The 15,966-nt window shown below is 66.3% G+C and carries 13 protein-coding genes and 2 pseudogenes; 7 read left to right on the forward strand and 8 right to left on the reverse strand.

Going from position 1 to position 15,966, the window contains the following annotated elements:
* Genes ASD22_RS07690 through ASD22_RS07700 form a run of 3 tightly spaced genes read right to left on the reverse strand, consistent with a single transcriptional unit; the run spans position 1 to position 2,012 of the window.
* Positions 1-813: a DUF4198 domain-containing protein gene (locus ASD22_RS07690; protein ID WP_056081365.1), complete on the reverse strand. Its 813-nt coding sequence runs from the start codon at positions 811-813 to the stop codon at positions 1-3.
* A gap of 24 nt (positions 814-837) precedes the next feature.
* Positions 838-1,353 carry a DUF2271 domain-containing protein gene (locus ASD22_RS07695; protein ID WP_056081368.1) on the reverse strand — a complete coding sequence of 172 codons (516 nt, stop codon included), beginning with the start codon at positions 1,351-1,353 and terminating at the stop codon, positions 838-840.
* A 14-nt stretch (positions 1,354-1,367) separates the two neighbouring features.
* Positions 1,368-2,012, reverse strand: a complete 645-nt coding sequence (locus ASD22_RS07700) for a PepSY-associated TM helix domain-containing protein (RefSeq protein ID WP_056081372.1) — start codon at positions 2,010-2,012, stop codon at positions 1,368-1,370.
* 172 nt (positions 2,013-2,184) lie between these two features.
* Between ASD22_RS07700 and ASD22_RS17130 the strand changes: the two are divergent.
* Positions 2,185-2,484: pseudogene (locus ASD22_RS17130) on the forward strand (response regulator); the annotation flags it as partial.
* Here ASD22_RS17130 and ASD22_RS16385 read toward each other — a convergent pair.
* A pseudogene (locus tag ASD22_RS16385) lies at positions 2,470-2,670 on the reverse strand (phosphatase); the annotation flags it as partial. The pseudogenes ASD22_RS17130 and ASD22_RS16385 overlap by 15 nt on opposite strands.
* 390 nt (positions 2,671-3,060) lie before the next feature.
* Here ASD22_RS16385 and ASD22_RS07710 point away from each other — a divergent pair.
* From ASD22_RS07710 to ASD22_RS07720, 3 genes are read left to right on the forward strand one after another with little or no spacing between them, the layout of a single operon-like run.
* Positions 3,061-4,386 (forward strand): TolC family protein, encoded by a 1,326-nt coding sequence (locus ASD22_RS07710; protein WP_200946345.1) that lies wholly within the window; start codon positions 3,061-3,063, stop codon positions 4,384-4,386.
* The gene (locus ASD22_RS07715) at positions 4,383-5,501 is read left to right on the forward strand and encodes an efflux RND transporter periplasmic adaptor subunit (protein ID WP_056081378.1); all 1,119 of its coding nucleotides are present in this window, start codon (positions 4,383-4,385) and stop codon (positions 5,499-5,501) included. The genes ASD22_RS07710 and ASD22_RS07715 overlap by 4 nt, the downstream gene beginning before the upstream one ends.
* Entirely contained in the window at positions 5,498-8,563 is a 3,066-nt protein-coding gene (locus ASD22_RS07720) for an efflux RND transporter permease subunit (protein WP_056081380.1), read from the forward strand. The genes ASD22_RS07715 and ASD22_RS07720 overlap by 4 nt, the downstream gene beginning before the upstream one ends.
* A 99-nt stretch (positions 8,564-8,662) precedes the next feature.
* On the opposite strand, the gene ASD22_RS07725 is transcribed toward ASD22_RS07720, so the two are convergent.
* From ASD22_RS07725 to ASD22_RS07735, 3 genes are all read right to left on the reverse strand, one after another.
* The gene (locus ASD22_RS07725) at positions 8,663-9,829 is read right to left on the reverse strand and encodes a glycosyltransferase family 9 protein (protein ID WP_235577589.1); all 1,167 of its coding nucleotides are present in this window, start codon (positions 9,827-9,829) and stop codon (positions 8,663-8,665) included.
* Between the two features lie 107 nt (positions 9,830-9,936).
* Positions 9,937-10,266, reverse strand: a complete 330-nt coding sequence (locus tag ASD22_RS07730; RefSeq protein ID WP_200945357.1) for a non-heme iron oxygenase ferredoxin subunit — start codon at positions 10,264-10,266, stop codon at positions 9,937-9,939.
* A complete protein-coding gene (locus ASD22_RS07735; protein ID WP_056083979.1) occupies positions 10,263-10,811 on the reverse strand; it encodes a GNAT family N-acetyltransferase in 549 nt (182 codons plus the stop codon). Before ASD22_RS07735 ends, ASD22_RS07730 begins: the two co-directional genes overlap by 4 nt.
* Positions 10,812-10,947: 136 nt before the next feature.
* Between ASD22_RS07735 and ASD22_RS07740 the strand changes: the two genes are divergently transcribed.
* Positions 10,948-12,984 carry a M13 family metallopeptidase gene (locus ASD22_RS07740; protein ID WP_056081382.1) on the forward strand — a complete coding sequence of 679 codons (2,037 nt, stop codon included), beginning with the start codon at positions 10,948-10,950 and terminating at the stop codon, positions 12,982-12,984.
* 257 nt (positions 12,985-13,241) lie between these two features.
* Here ASD22_RS07740 and panE read toward each other — a convergent pair whose 3' ends face one another.
* Positions 13,242-14,177: a 2-dehydropantoate 2-reductase gene (gene panE / locus ASD22_RS07745; RefSeq protein WP_056081383.1), complete on the reverse strand. Its 936-nt coding sequence runs from the start codon at positions 14,175-14,177 to the stop codon at positions 13,242-13,244.
* A gap of 477 nt (positions 14,178-14,654) precedes the next feature.
* Here panE and ASD22_RS07750 point away from each other — a divergent pair, with 477 nt between their 5' ends.
* Both ASD22_RS07750 and ASD22_RS07755 read left to right on the forward strand, forming a co-directional pair.
* Complete coding sequence (locus ASD22_RS07750) at positions 14,655-15,164, forward strand: spore coat U domain-containing protein (RefSeq protein ID WP_056083982.1); 510 nt, start codon at positions 14,655-14,657, stop codon at positions 15,162-15,164.
* Positions 15,164-15,895 (forward strand): molecular chaperone, encoded by a 732-nt coding sequence (locus ASD22_RS07755; protein WP_082520184.1) that lies wholly within the window; start codon positions 15,164-15,166, stop codon positions 15,893-15,895. The genes ASD22_RS07750 and ASD22_RS07755 overlap by 1 nt, the downstream gene beginning before the upstream one ends.
* The last annotated feature ends 71 nt before the right edge of the window (positions 15,896-15,966 follow it).

The following is a 15,966-nucleotide window of genomic DNA, read 5'->3' on the forward strand; positions in this document are numbered from 1 at the left end:
TTACTCGGGCAAGACCTCGAGCGTGGCGGTGTACGACAGCCGGCGCTTGCTGGCCTGCTTCACGCCGGCCTTGTCGTCCTGCGTGGCCGCGTTGACCCAATACATGCCCGGGTGCGGCCAGGTCAGCGTGAACCGGCCGTCCGCACCGGTCTGCGCGGTCATCTCCTCCTGCGCATTGCGGTAACGGGTGGCGCCGGCGATGGCGCTGACCTTGAGGCCCGCGGCCGGCTTGCCGTCCAGCAGCAACTGGAACGTGGCCGGCTCGCCTTCCACCAGATCGGTAACGCCGGAAACCGGCAACAGTTCCAGCCCCTGCCCGCTGGGCTTCAGCGCGGTGGCGTTGGGCTTGCCGTTGGTGACGAAGGTTTCCACGCGACTGCTGGAGGCGGTGACCTCGACGTCCTTCGCGCCTGCAGGAATCGCCGTGGCCAGCTCAGCGGCATCGCCGCGCCAGCGCTTCTTCTGGCCGTTCAACTCATAACGGGCGAACAGGCCCCGGTTCACCAGCGCCAGCTTGTAGGTGCCTTGCTGGCTCAGCTCGACGTCGAACACGCTGCGGTACTTGCCGGTGGCCGCGTTCTGCGGTTTGGCCGTCTGGCCGTCCGGTGCGGTGATCACCAGCTGCTCCAGCGGAGCCGCATGGTGGTCGGGAAAAAACAGGTCGTTGGAGATCGCCGCATCCACCGTTACCCACGGATCGGCGCCAGCCACGTTGGTGGCCGAGGGCACCATCCACATCTTGTGCGCCTGGGCCGCCAGCGGCGTGGCGATGGCGGCGGCAAGGACGATCCACTTCAGTGTGCGCTTGTGCATGTTCGCTCCAGGGTTCGGCATGTTCTAGGGGTTGAGGTCGAGACTGACGGCGCCGAGTTCGCTGCTGCCTTGCGCGCTCAGGTGTTGGGTGGCGCTGACCGGCCAGGTGAACGGCAAGCGCACCACTTCGCGGCCACCGACCTCGCGCGCGGCCTCGACCACCAGCGTGTAATCGCCCGGCGCCAGCGTGCCCAGCGGCGCCTGGCCGTCGACGAACTTCAGCTGGTACTGTCCGGCCGGCCGGGTGGCGCCGGACACGCCATCGACCGGCAGCGACAGTTCGCGGCCACCGCGTCGCCACCATTGGCGCAGGTCGGGTAGCCACTTGGTGCCGGCGCCTTCCTTGCTGTCTTTCTGCGCGTACCACGCCGCGAGCTGGGCGGCCACGCTGCGGTCGGAGCGCTCGATCCAGATGGCGGCGTAGGGCCGGTGGTACTCGGCGACCTTCTGCTCCGGAATCTGCACGGTAAGGTCCAGCTCGGCCGCCGCCAGCGGCGTGGCCAGCAACAGCGCGAGGGTGCAACACAGCAAACGACGCATAGGCGTGGGCCTCGTCAGTGAATGAAAAGCAGCGCCAGCAACGCGGGCAGCACCAACCCCAGCGCCACCAGCGGCCAGGTGGATGCGCGGCGCGCGGCGTGGAACTTCAGCAGGAACAGCCCGGTGATCGAAAACACCAGGCAGGCCAGCGCGAAGACATCGATGAACCAGCCCCACACCGGCCCGGCATGCCGGCCCTTGTGCAGGTCGTTGAGGTAGGCCACCGCGCCGCGACGGGTCACCTCGAATTCCACCGCGCCGCTGGCGCGATCGATGCTGAGCCAGCCATCGCCGCCGGGGCGCGGCAGCGACAGATAGATCTCGTCCGCCGACCATTCGCCCGCATGGCCGGCAACATGGGCCGACAGGGATTCATCCAGCCAGTCGGCCACCGCGTCCGGTAGCGGCGCCGCCTTGCGCGCATCCTCGCCCGTCACCATCGCCAGCAGCGCCGGCGGCAACGTCGCCGCGCGGTCGACGACCTTCGGCGTGGCCTCGATCTGCCGCGCGTGATTCAGGGTGATGCCGGTCAGCGCGAACAGCAGCAGACCGATCAGGCACAGCGCCGAGCTGATCCAGTGCCATTGATAGAGCTGGCGCATCCAGAACGCACGGCGTTGCGGGCGAATTGAATCGGCAGATGCTTGCAGCTGAGCCATGGTTATCCGTAGTTCGCACACCCGCACTCACGCCGGGAACTGCGGCGAACAGGCAGGGTCAGGATGAGCGCACACTCGCCTCGGGGCGAGCGCGCCGACTAGTGCATATTAGACAGTAAATAAGAATCAATCTCAACTTCAAACGCCCTGAAACAGTCCGTGGTTTCCCACCCTGCGGGGTAACCCATGCGAATTCTTCTGGGCCGAGGACGATGGCTCCATCGCCGAAGGCATCAGTGCGGCGCTGCGCCATGGCGGCCACACCGTGGATCACGCCGCACGCGGCAATCTCGCCGATGCGGCGCTGCGCGAGCACGACTACGACATGGTGGTACTGGACCTGGGCCTGCCCGCGCTCGACGGCAGCGAAGTGTTGCGCAGGTTGCGCAGTCGCGGCACCAGCATGCCGGTATTGGTGGTGACCGCACGCGATGGCCTGGCCGAACGTATCCGCGTGCTCGACCTGGGTGCGGCTCATCTGCAGCAGGTCGACCTGGCCGGCCATGCCTTCGCACGAGCCGATGCGGCTGGCGCGCCAGTTCTGCTCCAGCACTTCCCAACCGGGTCGGCCGAAACGATCGAGCAGCGAGTCGATCACGTCCTCGACGGAAATGGTGCCGTCGAAATCGCACAGGATGGTCCAGCCGGATACGGGCATCGCGAGCTCACATCGGCAGCAGTCCAGCAAAGCTTAGGAAGGCTGCCTTCCTGCGCCTTTCCTGGTTTCTAAGCCAACGAAAAGCTGGCGCGCGTAGCGTCGCCCGATAGAAACCAGCGGGCTTGCTGGCCGGGAGGGTGTGGACATGCGCGCTGCCAATCCTGTTGTTCGGCCTCGACAATCGCCACTGATCATCGAATGGCTGCCAGGCGGCTTCCAGATCGGCTTCATCCATCATTTCACGTGACCACCAGAATCCGCCCGCCGCACGCCAACCCTCGTCGCACGCGTACCGATCCGGTCGCGACACCCACCGCCGTGCGCCCGCGCCCGGCCGTTCGCAGCCGTTCACTTCGCCACGGCATCCGCATAGGCCTGTTGATCGGCACCATGCTGATCCTGACCGGCTGCGCCACCTACTCCGCACTGCCGCTGGGCGACGGGCACGGCGCATCCAGCGTGGCGCAACTCACGACGCCGACGTCGGCGATGCCGCTGCCCGCGCTGTCGACCCATCGCTTCGATCCGTCCGATGGCCTGGATGCAACCGAGGTGGCGATGCTGGCGGTGGCGAACAGCCCGGCGCTGAAACTCCGGCGCGACGAACTGGGGCTGGCCCGCGCGCAGGCGTTCGCGGCCGGCCTGCTGCCCGACCCGCAGCTGAGTCTGGGTGCGGATTTTCCGCAGCACTCCGGGCCGGGCCTGAGCAAGGCATTCAACCTCGGCATCAGCGAGGACATCAGCGCGCTGCTCACGCGCTCCTCGCGCACAGCCGAGGCGCGCAGCCACGTCGAGCAGGTCAACCTCGAGCTGCTGTGGGTGGAATGGCAGACGGTGACGCAGGCGCGCCAGCTGTTCGACCAAGTCGTCGCGTTGCGCGCGCAACAACATCGGTTGCAGCTGGAAGCGGATGCGCTGGCGCCGGTGGACCGCCATGTGCAAATGGCGCTGCAAGAAGGCAACCTCAGCTACGACACGGCCAGCGCCGGGCTCAATGCCGACGCCGACGTGCGCAAACGTCTCGGCGACACGGCAACACAATTGCACCAGGCGCAGAGCGATCTGCACGTGTTGCTGGGGCTGGCCGCCAGCGCGCCGATCGAACTGGTGGAGGGTACCGATCCCGTTGAACCCACTGCCGCGCAAATCCAGCAGGCATTGACCGACCTGCCCGCGCGGCGGCCGGACCTGCTCGCGCTGAAGGCCGGCTATGCGGCGCAGGACGCCGCGCTGCGCGGCGCCATCCTGGCGCAATTCCCTGCGCTTACGCTGGGCTTCAACACCGCACGCGACACCAGCGCCGTGTACACCAAGGGTTTCAGCATCGGCATCAACCTGCCCTTGTTCAACCGCAACCGCGGCAACATCGCGATCGAACGCGCCACCCGCGTGCAGCTGAAGGATGCGTACGACGAGCGCGTGCTCACCGCCCGCAGCGACGTGGCGCGGTTGCAGGCCGACCTGGCCACGCTGGATGCGCAACGCGCGCCACTCGTCGCCCACGTTGGCCAGCTGGACGCGGCGCGCCGCGCAGCCGAAACGGCGTGGCGCGGGCAGTTGCTGGATTGGCCCACCTACCTTGCCATCCGCAGCAACGCGCTCAGCGCCGACCTCGATCTGCTCGGCTTCCGTCAGCAGCGCGCCAACGCTGCCGTTGCACTGCAGGCGCTGCTGGGCAGCACCGACATTCCCGCCGCCAGGAAATCTTCCCCATGATTCGCCGTCGCCTGACCTCATACCTCGGCGCCCTGGCCGTGCTCGGCTTGCTGGCCGGCTGCGACGGCGCCAGCACACCCCAGCCCACTGACGACAGCAACACGGTGACTGTCACCACCATGACGCCGCGGCAGCAGCTGTTCCACGACACGATCGAGGCCATCGGCACGGCCGTAGGCGATCCGAACCGCGCGCGCACCTTGAGCCTGGCCCATGGCGGTCAGGTCGTCAGCGTGGCCGCCAATGCGGGGCAACGCGTGCAGCGTGGCGGGACGCTGTTGACCATCAGTCCCGACCCGACCACGCGCCAGGCCTTCCAGCAGGCGCAGACAGCGCTGGACCTGGCGCGCGGCGACCTGCAGCGCACCGAAAAACTTGTCGTGCAGCGGCTGGCCACGCAATCCCAGCTGGCCGCCGCCCGCAAGAGCCTGGCTGATGCGCAGGCCGCACTGGAGGCCCAGAAGGCTATCGGCGGCAGCAGCGCCAGCGAAGCGGTAACGGCACCGGCCGACGGTGTGGTGACCGCGTTGCGCGTGGGCATGGGTGAGCGCGTGGCGGCGAACGCGCCGCTGCTGGATTTCACGCCGGCGCAAGCCCTGGTGGCGCAACTCGGCGTGCAGCCGCAAAGCGGCGGGAAGCTGAAGGCGGGCATGCCGGTGCAATTGAAAAACGTCTACGCGCCCGCGGAAACTTTTGTCGGCACGCTGCGCATGATCGGCCAATCCATCGATCCGCAGAGCCATCTGCTGCCCGCGCAGGTCGAGCTGCCAGCCAGTACGGGCACCAGGCTGCTGGCCGGCACGGCCGTGACGGCGCAGATCGACGCCGGCGATTTCCGCGCATGGGCCGTGCCGCGCAAGGCCGTGCTGCACGACGACCAGGGCGACTATCTGTTTCAGGTGCACGATGGCCACGCCAAGCGCGTCGACGTGACGGTGCGCAGCCCCGATGGCGACACCGTCGGGGTGCAGGGATCGATCGACCCACGTGCGCCGATCGTGGTGCTTGGCGTCTACGAACTCGGTGATGGTGACGCGGTAACGGTCGGCGCGCCGAAGGAGGGCGTAGCGGCCGCCGCCATGCAGCCCCCAGCCAGCTCGAGTTCGTCGACGTGAACTTCAGCCTGTGGATGCAGCGGCATCGCCGCTCGTTGCTGTTCCTGGTTTTCATGCTGGCCGTGGGCGGCATCGCCAGCGCGTTCTTCATGCCGGTGGCGCTGTTTCCCGACGTCGCCTTTCCGCGGGTGCAGATGAGCCTCGATGCGGGCGACCGGCCAGCCGACCAGATGGCCATCCAGGTGACCACGCCGGTTGAAGTGGCGGTGCGTCGGGTACGTGGCGTGCGCGATGTGAAGTCCACCACCAGCCGCGGCAGTGCGCAGATCGAGGTCAGTTTCGACTGGGGCTTCGACATGAACGCGGCGCTGCAGGAGATCAACGGCGCCGCCAGCCAGGTGCTGGCGCAGCTGCCCGCCGGCACGCAGCTGACCACCCGGCGGATGGACCCCACCACCTTCCCCGAACTCGGCTTCAGCCTGCGCTCGCACACGCTGTCGCCAAGCGACCTGCATGACCTGGCCCAGTACCAGTTGCGGCCGTTGCTCAGCTCCGTCACCGGTGTGGCGAACGTCGACGTGCAAGGCGGCGCCGCGGCCGAATTCCATGCCGACGTGGACCCGCAGAAGTTGCGCGCGCTGGACCTGAGCCTGGCCGACGTGACCACGGCGGTGAGCCACGCGGCCACGATCCAGGCGATGGGCCGCGTGTCGGATCACTACAAGCTGTACCTGCTGCTGGCCGACAACCAACCGACCACGCTTGCCGCGCTGGGCGACATCGTGGTGCGGGCGAACCTGGGTGGCGTCATTCGCCTGAAGGATGTGGCGCGGGTCAGCCTCGGCCATGTGCCGCAGTGGATCCGGGTCAACGCCGACGGCCAGAACGCGGTGCTGCTGCAGGTCTATCAGCAACCCGGCGGCAACAGCGTGCAGATCGCCAGGGACGTGAGGCAGAGGCTGGCCGACTACGCGCCACAACTGCCCGCGGGCGTGCACATCGCCAACTGGTACGACCAGACCCAGCTGGTGACGGCGGCGGCCGGCAGCGTGCGTGATGCGATCCTTATCGGCATCGTGCTGGCGGGGCTGGTGCTGTTCGTGTTCCTGCGCAACACGCGGGTGATCCTGATCGCGCTGATCGTGGTGCCGGCGGTGCTGGCCATCACCGTGCTGCTGCTGTCCGTGCTGGGCATGAGTTTCAACATGATGACCCTGGGTGGCATGGCGGCCGCCGTAGGCCTGATCATCGACGACATCATCGTGATGCTGGAACACATCATGCGCCGGGTTGCCGGCGGTGCTGGCGAGATCCACCAACGCGTGGCCGAAGCGGCGTGGGAATTCACCCGGCCGCTGAGCGGTTCCAGCGCCGCCACCATCGTGATCTTCCTGCCGCTGGCGTTCCTGACCGGCGTTACCGGCGCGTTCTTCAAGGCGCTGTCGCTGACCATGGCCAGCGCGCTGATCATTTCCTACCTGCTGACCTGGGTGGCGGTGCCCCTGCTGGCCGAGCGCTTTCTCGATCGGAAACATCTTGCCGAGCCCACGCAAGACCGATTCGCCCGCCGCATGATGGCCGGCTACCAGAACACGCTGGCGCGCGGGTTGAAGCGGCCGTGGCTGGTGCTGGTCATCATCGTCCCGCTGCTCGCGCTTGGCGGCCTGGCTTTCACCCAGGTCGGCTCCGGCTTCATGCCGAAGATGGACGAGGGCGGTTTCATCCTCGATTACCTGTCGCCGCCGGGCACCTCGCTGGAGGAAACCGACCGCCTGCTGCACCAGGTCGAAACCATCATCCGCGCCAATCCCCACGTCGACACCTACTCGCGGCGCACCGGCCTGCAACTCGGCGGCGGCCTGACCGAAGCGAACACCGGTGATTTCTTCGTGCGCCTGAAGAACGGCGCGCGGCCCTCGACCGAGCTGGTGATGGAAACGGTACGCAGCCAGATAGAAAAGCAGGTGCCGGGGCTGGACGTCGACGTGGCGCAGTTGATGGAGGACCTGATCGGCGACCTGGTCGCGGTGCCGCAACCGATCGACGTGCAGCTTTCCGGCGCCGACGCCGCCACCTTGAACGCCACCGCGAAAAAAGTCGCGGCGAAAATCAGCAGGATCGATGGCGTGGTCAGCGTGCTCGACGGCATCAACCCGGCCGGCGATGCGCTGACCATCAAGGTGGACGAAACCAGGGCCGCACTCGAAGGGCTCGACCCGGTCAGCGTCACCGACCAGGTGGCCGCGGCAGTCGACGGCACGGCCGCCGCCAGCATGCCCGAGGGCGACAAGCTGGTGGGCGTGCGCGTGCGGCTGCCGGAAAGCGCGCATCGGCGCATCGAGCAGATCGACCAGTTGCTGATCCGCGCCCCCGATGGCCACATGGTGCCGCTGTCGCGCGTGGCCACCATCACCCCCGTGCAGGGCCAGCCGGAGATCACGCGGATCAACCTGAAGCGGACGGTCTCGGTGACCGGCCGCCTCAGCGGCCGCAGCCTGGGCGCCGCCGTCGCCGATGTGAAAAAGGTGATGAGCACCCCGGGCCTGCTGCCCAGGGGCGTGGTCTATCAGCTGGGCGGCACTTATCAGCAGCAGCAACAGGCGTTTCGCGGATTGATGATCGTGATGGCGGCGGCGATCGCGCTGGTGTTCACCCTGCTGCTGTTCCTGTACGAAAGTTTCCGCGTGGCCATCACCATCCTGGCGATGCCGCTGCTGGCCATTCCCGCCGTGTTCGTGGGGCTGTGGGTTACCGGCATCGAGCTCAACATCTCGGCGATGATGGGCATGACGATGATCGTCGGCATCGTCACCGAGCTGGCGATCTTCTATTTCTCGGAGCTGCAGGAAGCGGAGAAGAAACACGAACTGCACGCCGCACTGCACGCGGCCGGCGAACACCGCATCCGGCCGATCCTGATGTCCACGCTGGCGGCGGTCCTGACCCTGCTGCCGCTGGCGCTTGCCATCGGCCGGGGTTCGCAGATGCAGCAGCCGCTGGCCATCGCGATCATCTCCGGCATGCTGGTGCAGCTGCCGCTGGTGCTGCTGGTGATGCCGGTGCTGTATGCGCTGCTGCGTCGCCGTGACAACACGCAGGGTCCGGATTCGACGCGTCAGTGACCCAGCTCGACCTCGCCGCGTTCGGGCGCTGGCGGTGTGCTGACCGCGGGACGATCGTGATCGCATCCGGCGTGGATTCGCACCGCGTGGCGAGGCAGGTCAGCCCCGCGACGACGTGCCGCCGGCCACCTGTTTCGGCGAGAGCTTCGCGCACCATTCGGCGGCGGCTGTCGCCACCACCACGGCATGCATCCCGCGGGTATCCAGCGCGGCGTTGGCACCGCCGCAGGGCGCGTACTTGGTCGGGTCGGTCACCGAAAACAAGCCAAGCGTCGGCGTGCCGCTGGCGGCAGCCAGGTGCATGACGCCGCAGTCGGCGCTGATGAAGCCATCCATGCAGGCAATCATCGCGGCCAGCCGGCGCAGGTTCTGCGAGTAGAACGGCGTCAGCCGCGACCCCAGTTGCGAGTGCCCATGCGCGGCCAGCAAATCCACCAGCTGCACATGCGGGCACAACGCCTGGAACGTGTCCACGAACTGGTTCCACCAGCTTTCGCTGTAACACTTGGCGCCGGTGGCATTGGGAAAGATCGCCACCGTCATGCTGTGCGACCCACGCGACGCGCCACAAACGCGGCCCATGACCTTGGCCGCCTCCTGTATTTCGCGCGGCGTCAGATCGAGATTGAGTGGCGGGTAATCCGCACGCGTGGGGCCGGCATATGCCTGGCGCAGCAGGAAAACACTTCGATCGGCGAGATGGCGCGGCCATGCCAGCGCATGCCATGCCGACCCCGGGTTCATCCTCGGGTCCGGAAACCCCAGTTTGTATCGCGCATGCGACAGGGCCAGCGCGATCCGCCCGGACTGCGACCCATGGCAGGCGTCGATGGCCAGATCGTAATGACACCGCCGCAGCGCCCGAAGCGCGCGTATCGAAACCCACAGATGGCGGGCGATCTTCTGCGGCAGCACGAACACCTCGTGCACGCTGAACCGGTTGTCGTAGAGGCAGGCGGTGGCGTGGCTGCCCAGAATGTCGATCTCGGCCCCCGGGTACAGCGTCTCGATCTCGGCGATCAGCGGACTGATCAACACGCTGTTGCCAAGCCGATGGTTCGGCCGGCAGACCAGTACCCGATGGATGCCGACCGTCGGCAGGCCACCCGGCTCGCACAAGCCACGGCCCACCTTGCGAAACATGTGGCCAAGCACCCGCGCCACCGAATCCCGCCGCCACGCATCCCAGGGGAACGAACATCGGAAAGCGCGCGGCAACGCGGGTCGCGCAATGGTGACGTGGCGAGCGAAGGGCACGATAGTCATGACCAAAGCATGAAACCGCTCGCTTTCAATCTGCTTACGCTGGTGTGTGCTGGACGTTAACGCCGGCGCGCATTCTCGCTACGCCTGCAACACCGCGACCCGGGGCTTTACCGGTCGTCGCGGGTCCAGATGGCGCCGTCTTCCTCGCGCACGGGGAAGCTGGCGATCGGCTCGTAGGCCGGTGGTTTTGTGACCGCGCCGGTGCGCACGTCGAAGCGCGCGCCGTGGCGCGGGCATTCCACTTCGAAACCGAATACCTCGCCACCGGCGAGGTCACCGCCGTCGTGGGTGCAGGTGTCTTCGATGGCATACAGCGCGCCGTCGATGTTGTACACGGCGATCGGCGTGTCGCCATCCCACACGACCTTGTACTCGCCGGGCAGGAAATCGCTGCGCGTGCCAACGCGGATCCAGTCGTGCACGTTCCAGTCGCTCATGCCGCGGCCTCCGTCAGGTTCTTCAGCAGTACTTCGAAGCGCAGGTCGTCGCGGCGGGGGATGCCGAAACGCTCGTCGCCATACGGGAACGGCTCGAACTGGCCGGTGCGCCGGTAGCCGCGGCGGCCATACCAGGCGATGAGTTCATCGCGCTGCACGATCACCGTCATGCGCAACGTGGCGCAGCCCCAGGTTTCGCCCACGATGCGCTCGGCCTCGGCCAGCACGCGTTTGCCCAGGCCCGCGCCCTGCGCCAGCGGGTCGACGGCGAACATGCCGAAATAGCCGCTGTCGCCGCGTTGTTCCAGCTGGCAGCAGGCCATCAACTTGCCATCGCGTTCGGCCAGCAGCAGCTGGCTATGCGGCCCGGCGATCAATGCCAGCACGTCATCGACATTGGTTCGCCGGCCATCGAGCAGGTTGGATTCGGTGGTCCAGCCGCGCAGGCCGGATTCGCCGCGATAGGCGGATTCCACCAGGTCGACAATGGCGGCGGCATCGGCGGCGCGCGCCGTGCGAAAGGTCAGGGCTTCAGTTTCCGTCATGCCCGACATGATAGTGGGCGGCCGCGTTCCGCCACCATGACCTGCGGCATGACCTTGGGCACTTCTGGCACCCTGCGTTGCTGCCTACGGTGCGGTTTCGACATTGACCATGCGCCGCGCGCACCCAGGAGATTCCATGACCTTCCGCATCGTCCGGCCGCTCGCCCTCGCCATCGGACTGGCCCTGTCCGTCCCGGTCGTCGCCGCATCGCACAGCGCGTTCGACGTGAGCGAGATCGACACCACGCTCAACGCCTGCAACGACTTCAACGGCTACGTCAACGCCAAGTGGGTGGCGGCCAACCCGATTCCGGACGACCGCACCCGCTGGGGCTCGTTCGACCTGCTGCGCGAAGACAGCCTGAACGTGCAGCGCACCATCGTGGAGAACGCCGCGCACCACGCGGCCACCGCGAAGCCCGGCTCGATCGAGCAGAAAATCGGCTACCTGTACGCGTCGGGCATGGACGAGGCCGCCATCGACAAAGCCGGCTTTGCGCCGATCAAGCCTCGCCTGGCGCAGATCGCCGCGCTGCGCGACAGCGACGACGTGGTGCGCTACATCCGCGACAGCCATGCGCAGGGCGAGCCGGTACTGTTCCGCTTCGGCGGCAATGCCGACTTCAAGGATTCCAACCGGCAGATCGCCTACGCCAACCAGGGCGGCCTGGGCCTGCCCACGGCGGACTATTACCGCAAACCCGAACAGGCGGCGATCCGCAGCGCCTACGTGAAGCACATCGCCAGACTGTTCGAACTCACCGGCACCGCCAGCGCCGACGCGCAACGCCAGGCCACCGCCGTGCTGGCCTTCGAAACCCGTCTTGCCGCCGCCTCGCTGGTACCCGTGCAATTGCGCCAGCCGGAAAACCGCTACCACTACGTCAGCCTCGCCGAGGCCGACAAGGTGACGCCGAGCTTCGACTGGGCCGCCTTCTTCAAGACACAGAACGCCAACGTCACCGACGGCTTCTCGCTGTCGCAGCCGAAGTTTTTCGCCGAAGTGCAGCAGATGCTCGGCGACGAGCCGGTCGCCACCTGGCAGGCCTACCTGCGTTATCACGCCATCGACAACGCAGCGCCCTACTTGTCCACACCGTTCCAGCAGGCGGATTTTGCATTCCACGAGCAGGCGCTGAACGGGCAGAAGGACATCAAGCCACGCTGGAAACGCGTGCTGGAAGCCACCAACGATGCGATGGGCATGGCGCTGGGCCAACTCTACGTGGCCGACCATTTCTCGCCGGTGGCCAAGCAGCGCGCCCAGCAACTGGTCGACAACCTGCGCGCCGCCTTCCGCACCCGCATCGAACAGCTGCCGTGGATGAGCGATGCCACCAAGCAGAAGGCGCTGCAGAAATGGGCCACCTTCGTGCCCAAGATCGGTTACCCGGACAAGTGGCGTGACTGGTCCGGGCTGACGCTGGCGCCGGACAACTACTACGCCAACATGCAGGCCGCGTCGAAGTTCGACCACAACTACCGCATGGCCAAGATCGGCAAGCCGGTGGATCGCGACGAATGGGGCATGACGCCGCAGACGGTGAATGCGTATTACAGCGCGCAGAAAAACGAGATCGTGTTTCCCGCGGCGATCCTGCAGCCGCCGTTCTTCGACGCCAACGCGGATGACGCGATCAACTACGGCGGCATCGGCGCCGTGATCGGCCACGAGATGGGCCACGGCTACGACGACCAGGGCAGCAAGTTCGACGCGCAGGGCAACAACGTCAACTGGTGGACCGACGCCGACCGCGCCGCATTCGAGGCACGCACCAAAAAGCTGGGCGCGCAATTCGACGCCTACGAACCGCTGCCCGGCAAACACGTCAACGGCCAGCTGACGATGGGCGAAAACATCGGCGACCTGGGCGGGCTCAACGCGGCCTACACCGCGCTGCAGATGGCATTGTCGAAAAACCCGGCCGAGGCCAACCGCAAGATAGACGGCTATACGCAAGACCAGCGCTTCTTCCTCAACTGGGCGCGCGTGTGGCGCGGCAACATCCGCCCCAAGGCACAACTCACCCTGCTCAACACCGACCCGCACGCGCCCGCACCATTCCGCGCCATCGGCGCACCATCGAACATGCCGGAGTTCGCCAGGGCATTTCAGTGCAGGAGCGGCGACGCGATGGTGCGCGATGGGGAGAAGCAGGTGAAGATCTGGTAGGCGACGTGGTTTGCTGACCGACTTACCGTTCGGGCCGCGCGGTTGCGAAAATCGGAGGACCCGCTTGCTTCCCCTGCGTAGCGGGGGAAGCTGCCCGGAGGGCTGATGGGGGCGCTCCTCAGTCGGCGTAAAAAGCCAACAGCGGCGCGGCTTTTGCCGCGTGCCCCTTCCGCCTTCCGGCACCTTTCCCCCGCAAGCGGGGGAAGGAACAGCATCGCGCTTCGCGACTGCTCAGACCGACCGGCGAGCGCTCAGGGTCAGACTGATCGCGTCTCCGCCATGCCCGCCTCGTACACCTTCAGATTCGCGTAAACCACCGCCAGCAGCGACGACGTGGCGTGTTGCGAATCAGCTCGCGCCAGCATGTCGCCGATGACGTGATCGGCCTCGATCGCATGGCCATGTTGCAGGTCGCGCAGCATCGACGCGGTTAGGCTCGAGCCGGCTTCGGTGAGTATCCCGCGGGCACGTTGCAACGTGGCCTCGCCCGACGCATGCCCGGCGCGTTCCGCCACCGCGCGGCACTCTTCCAGCAGCGCCAGCGCCGCCGCGATGCCGCCGGGTGCGGCGACGATATCGCCGACCGGGCCGCGCATCAGGCAGGTGATGCCCGCCAGCGACGCCAGGAACACCCATTTGTCCCACATGTCCTGCAGCACGTGCTGGCTGGGGCGGGCGTCGAAACCGGCATCGCTCAGCTCGCGCGTGATGCGCTGCATGCGTTCGGACGCGCTGCCATCGCGTTCGCCAAAGGTGAGCCCGTGCGTCTGGTTCAGATGCCGCACGGCGCCGGCCCCATCCAGCGTGGCGGCGATCACGCACTGCCCGCCCAGCACATGCTGTGCGCCGAAACGCGCCTCCAGCAGATCGAGCTGGCGCATGCCGTTCAACAACGGAAGGATCGCGGTATCCGGCCCCACCGCCGGCGCGATGTCGGCCATTGCCTGTTCCAGGCCGTAGGCCTTGCAGCTGAGCAGGATCAGGTCGTACGGCTCGCGCAGCGCCGCCGCCACTACGGTCGGCGGCGCCGGCAGGTTCACATCGCCGGCGAAGCTGTGGATCGCCAGGCCATGCTGCGCCAGTTGCGCCGCACGGCGCTCGCGCACCAGGAAGGTGACATCGCGCCCGTGCTGCAACAGACGCCCGCCGAAATAACCGCCGGTGGCACCGGCACCGATAACCAGAATACGCATGACTCAAGCTCCGTGGAGATTGCGGTCGATCGGGAGGCATTGATGTTCTGAATGCCGCCACAGCATTGCCCGACGGCAAGCGAATAAATCGATCGTGAAACAAATCCCAGAATAGCCGTTCGACGATTGACGGTCGGAAATCACGAGGTCGCCACGATCAACCCTTCGACAACTTCCATTGGCAAGCCTTTGTGCAGCAACCCGTTGTTCCCTGAACGACCTCAAGAGTTATTCCCTGGCGCCGATGAATTGACAAGGGAGATACCGTTCGGCGCAAAAACGGCAAATCGGCCTCCCTGAAATCGAAAGAAATGAGATGTGCATCACATTTTGTTCTTTCTCATGGGTTCAATGCACGAAACGCAAATGCTTTAGCCCATTTCTTGCTTATGGATTCAAACCGGCCAACAAGCCATCGAAGTTTCACGCCACCAGCAGTTGAAAGTGGTGGCCACCTTACTTACTGGGGAAAGAAACATGCGAACCAAGACCCGCTTTACCCGTTCCATCCTGGCTGCGACATTGGCCATGGCATTCGCCGCAGCCAGCAGCACCGCGGTCGCCGGTACGGCCACGGACAATATCAATGTGAGTGCCTCTGTCGTCGCCAGTTGCACCATCGCCGTTTCCACTCAGCTCGCCTTTGGCGATTACGATCCGATCGTCGCCAACAAGTCCACTCCTCTGGACGCGCAGGCGGCGATCGACACGACGTGCTCCACCGGCGCGACGCCCACGATCACGTTGGGCCTGGGCGACAACGCCGTGGGTTCGGTCCGGAACATGGCCAACGGGGCCAATACCCTGAGCTACGAGATTTACACGGAGAACACGCATACCAACGTCTGGGACGACACCACGGGGCTTGATTTGGCCACTGGTACCGGGACGCTGGTTACCACTCCCGTATACGGACGGGTAGCCGCGGATCAGAACGTCGCCGTCGGTGACTACACGGATATCGTGGTTGCCACCGTTACCTTCTGATGACGATGAAACTGCTTTTCCGCCGGGCCGCTTGCGGCCTGGCGCTTTCTCTCCTGGGAGCCGCCGGGATGGCGTCGGCCGGCTCGTTCCAGGTAAGTCCAATCAACCCCACGCTCTCGACGGGCAAGCCGGTCAGCGCGCTGACGGTGCGCAACAACGGTGCGAGTCCCGTCGTCATCCAACTGGAAGCCCTGAGCTGGTCGCAGCCAGACGGCAAGGACAACTATCGTCCGGCACCGGAGATCCTGGCCACTCCTCCGATCTTCACCATCCCCGCTGGTTCCAGCCAGATCATACGGGTGGGCTCGCGGGTCCCTTCGGATGCCCGTAGCGAACGCGCTTACCGCCTGATCCTGCGCGAGATTCCGCCACCAGCCAAGCCCGGTTTCAACGGCCTGCGGATGGCGCTGCAGGTCAGCCTGCCACTATTCATCCTGCCTGTTGCGCCCGCCACGCCACAACTGCAGTGGCAAGCCACCCGTACGGCGGACGGCCAACTGCGGATCAGCGCAACCAACGCGGGTCAGATGCATGCTCATCTGAGCGGATTCAAACTTGTCACGGCGGCGGCCAAGCCCCTGCACATGCCAGCTGGCGCCGTTTATGTGCTTCCCGGCGCATCGCGCGAGTGGCTGGTGAATGCGGACGTGGCAAGTGGCACCGCCTTGAAGCTCGTTGCCCAGAATGATGCCCGCCCCGTGCAGGCTGATCTGGTCGTGGCCGACCGCTAGCGGCGTGGCCGGGGCTCACGCATGGATCGATCAGGGCGAGCCTTCAACGGTCGGGCAATGACAGGTTGGTG

Source organism: Rhodanobacter sp. Root480 (assembly GCF_001426645.1).
In the GTDB taxonomy this organism is placed as follows: Bacteria; Pseudomonadota; Gammaproteobacteria; order Xanthomonadales; family Rhodanobacteraceae; genus Rhodanobacter; species Rhodanobacter ginsenosidimutans.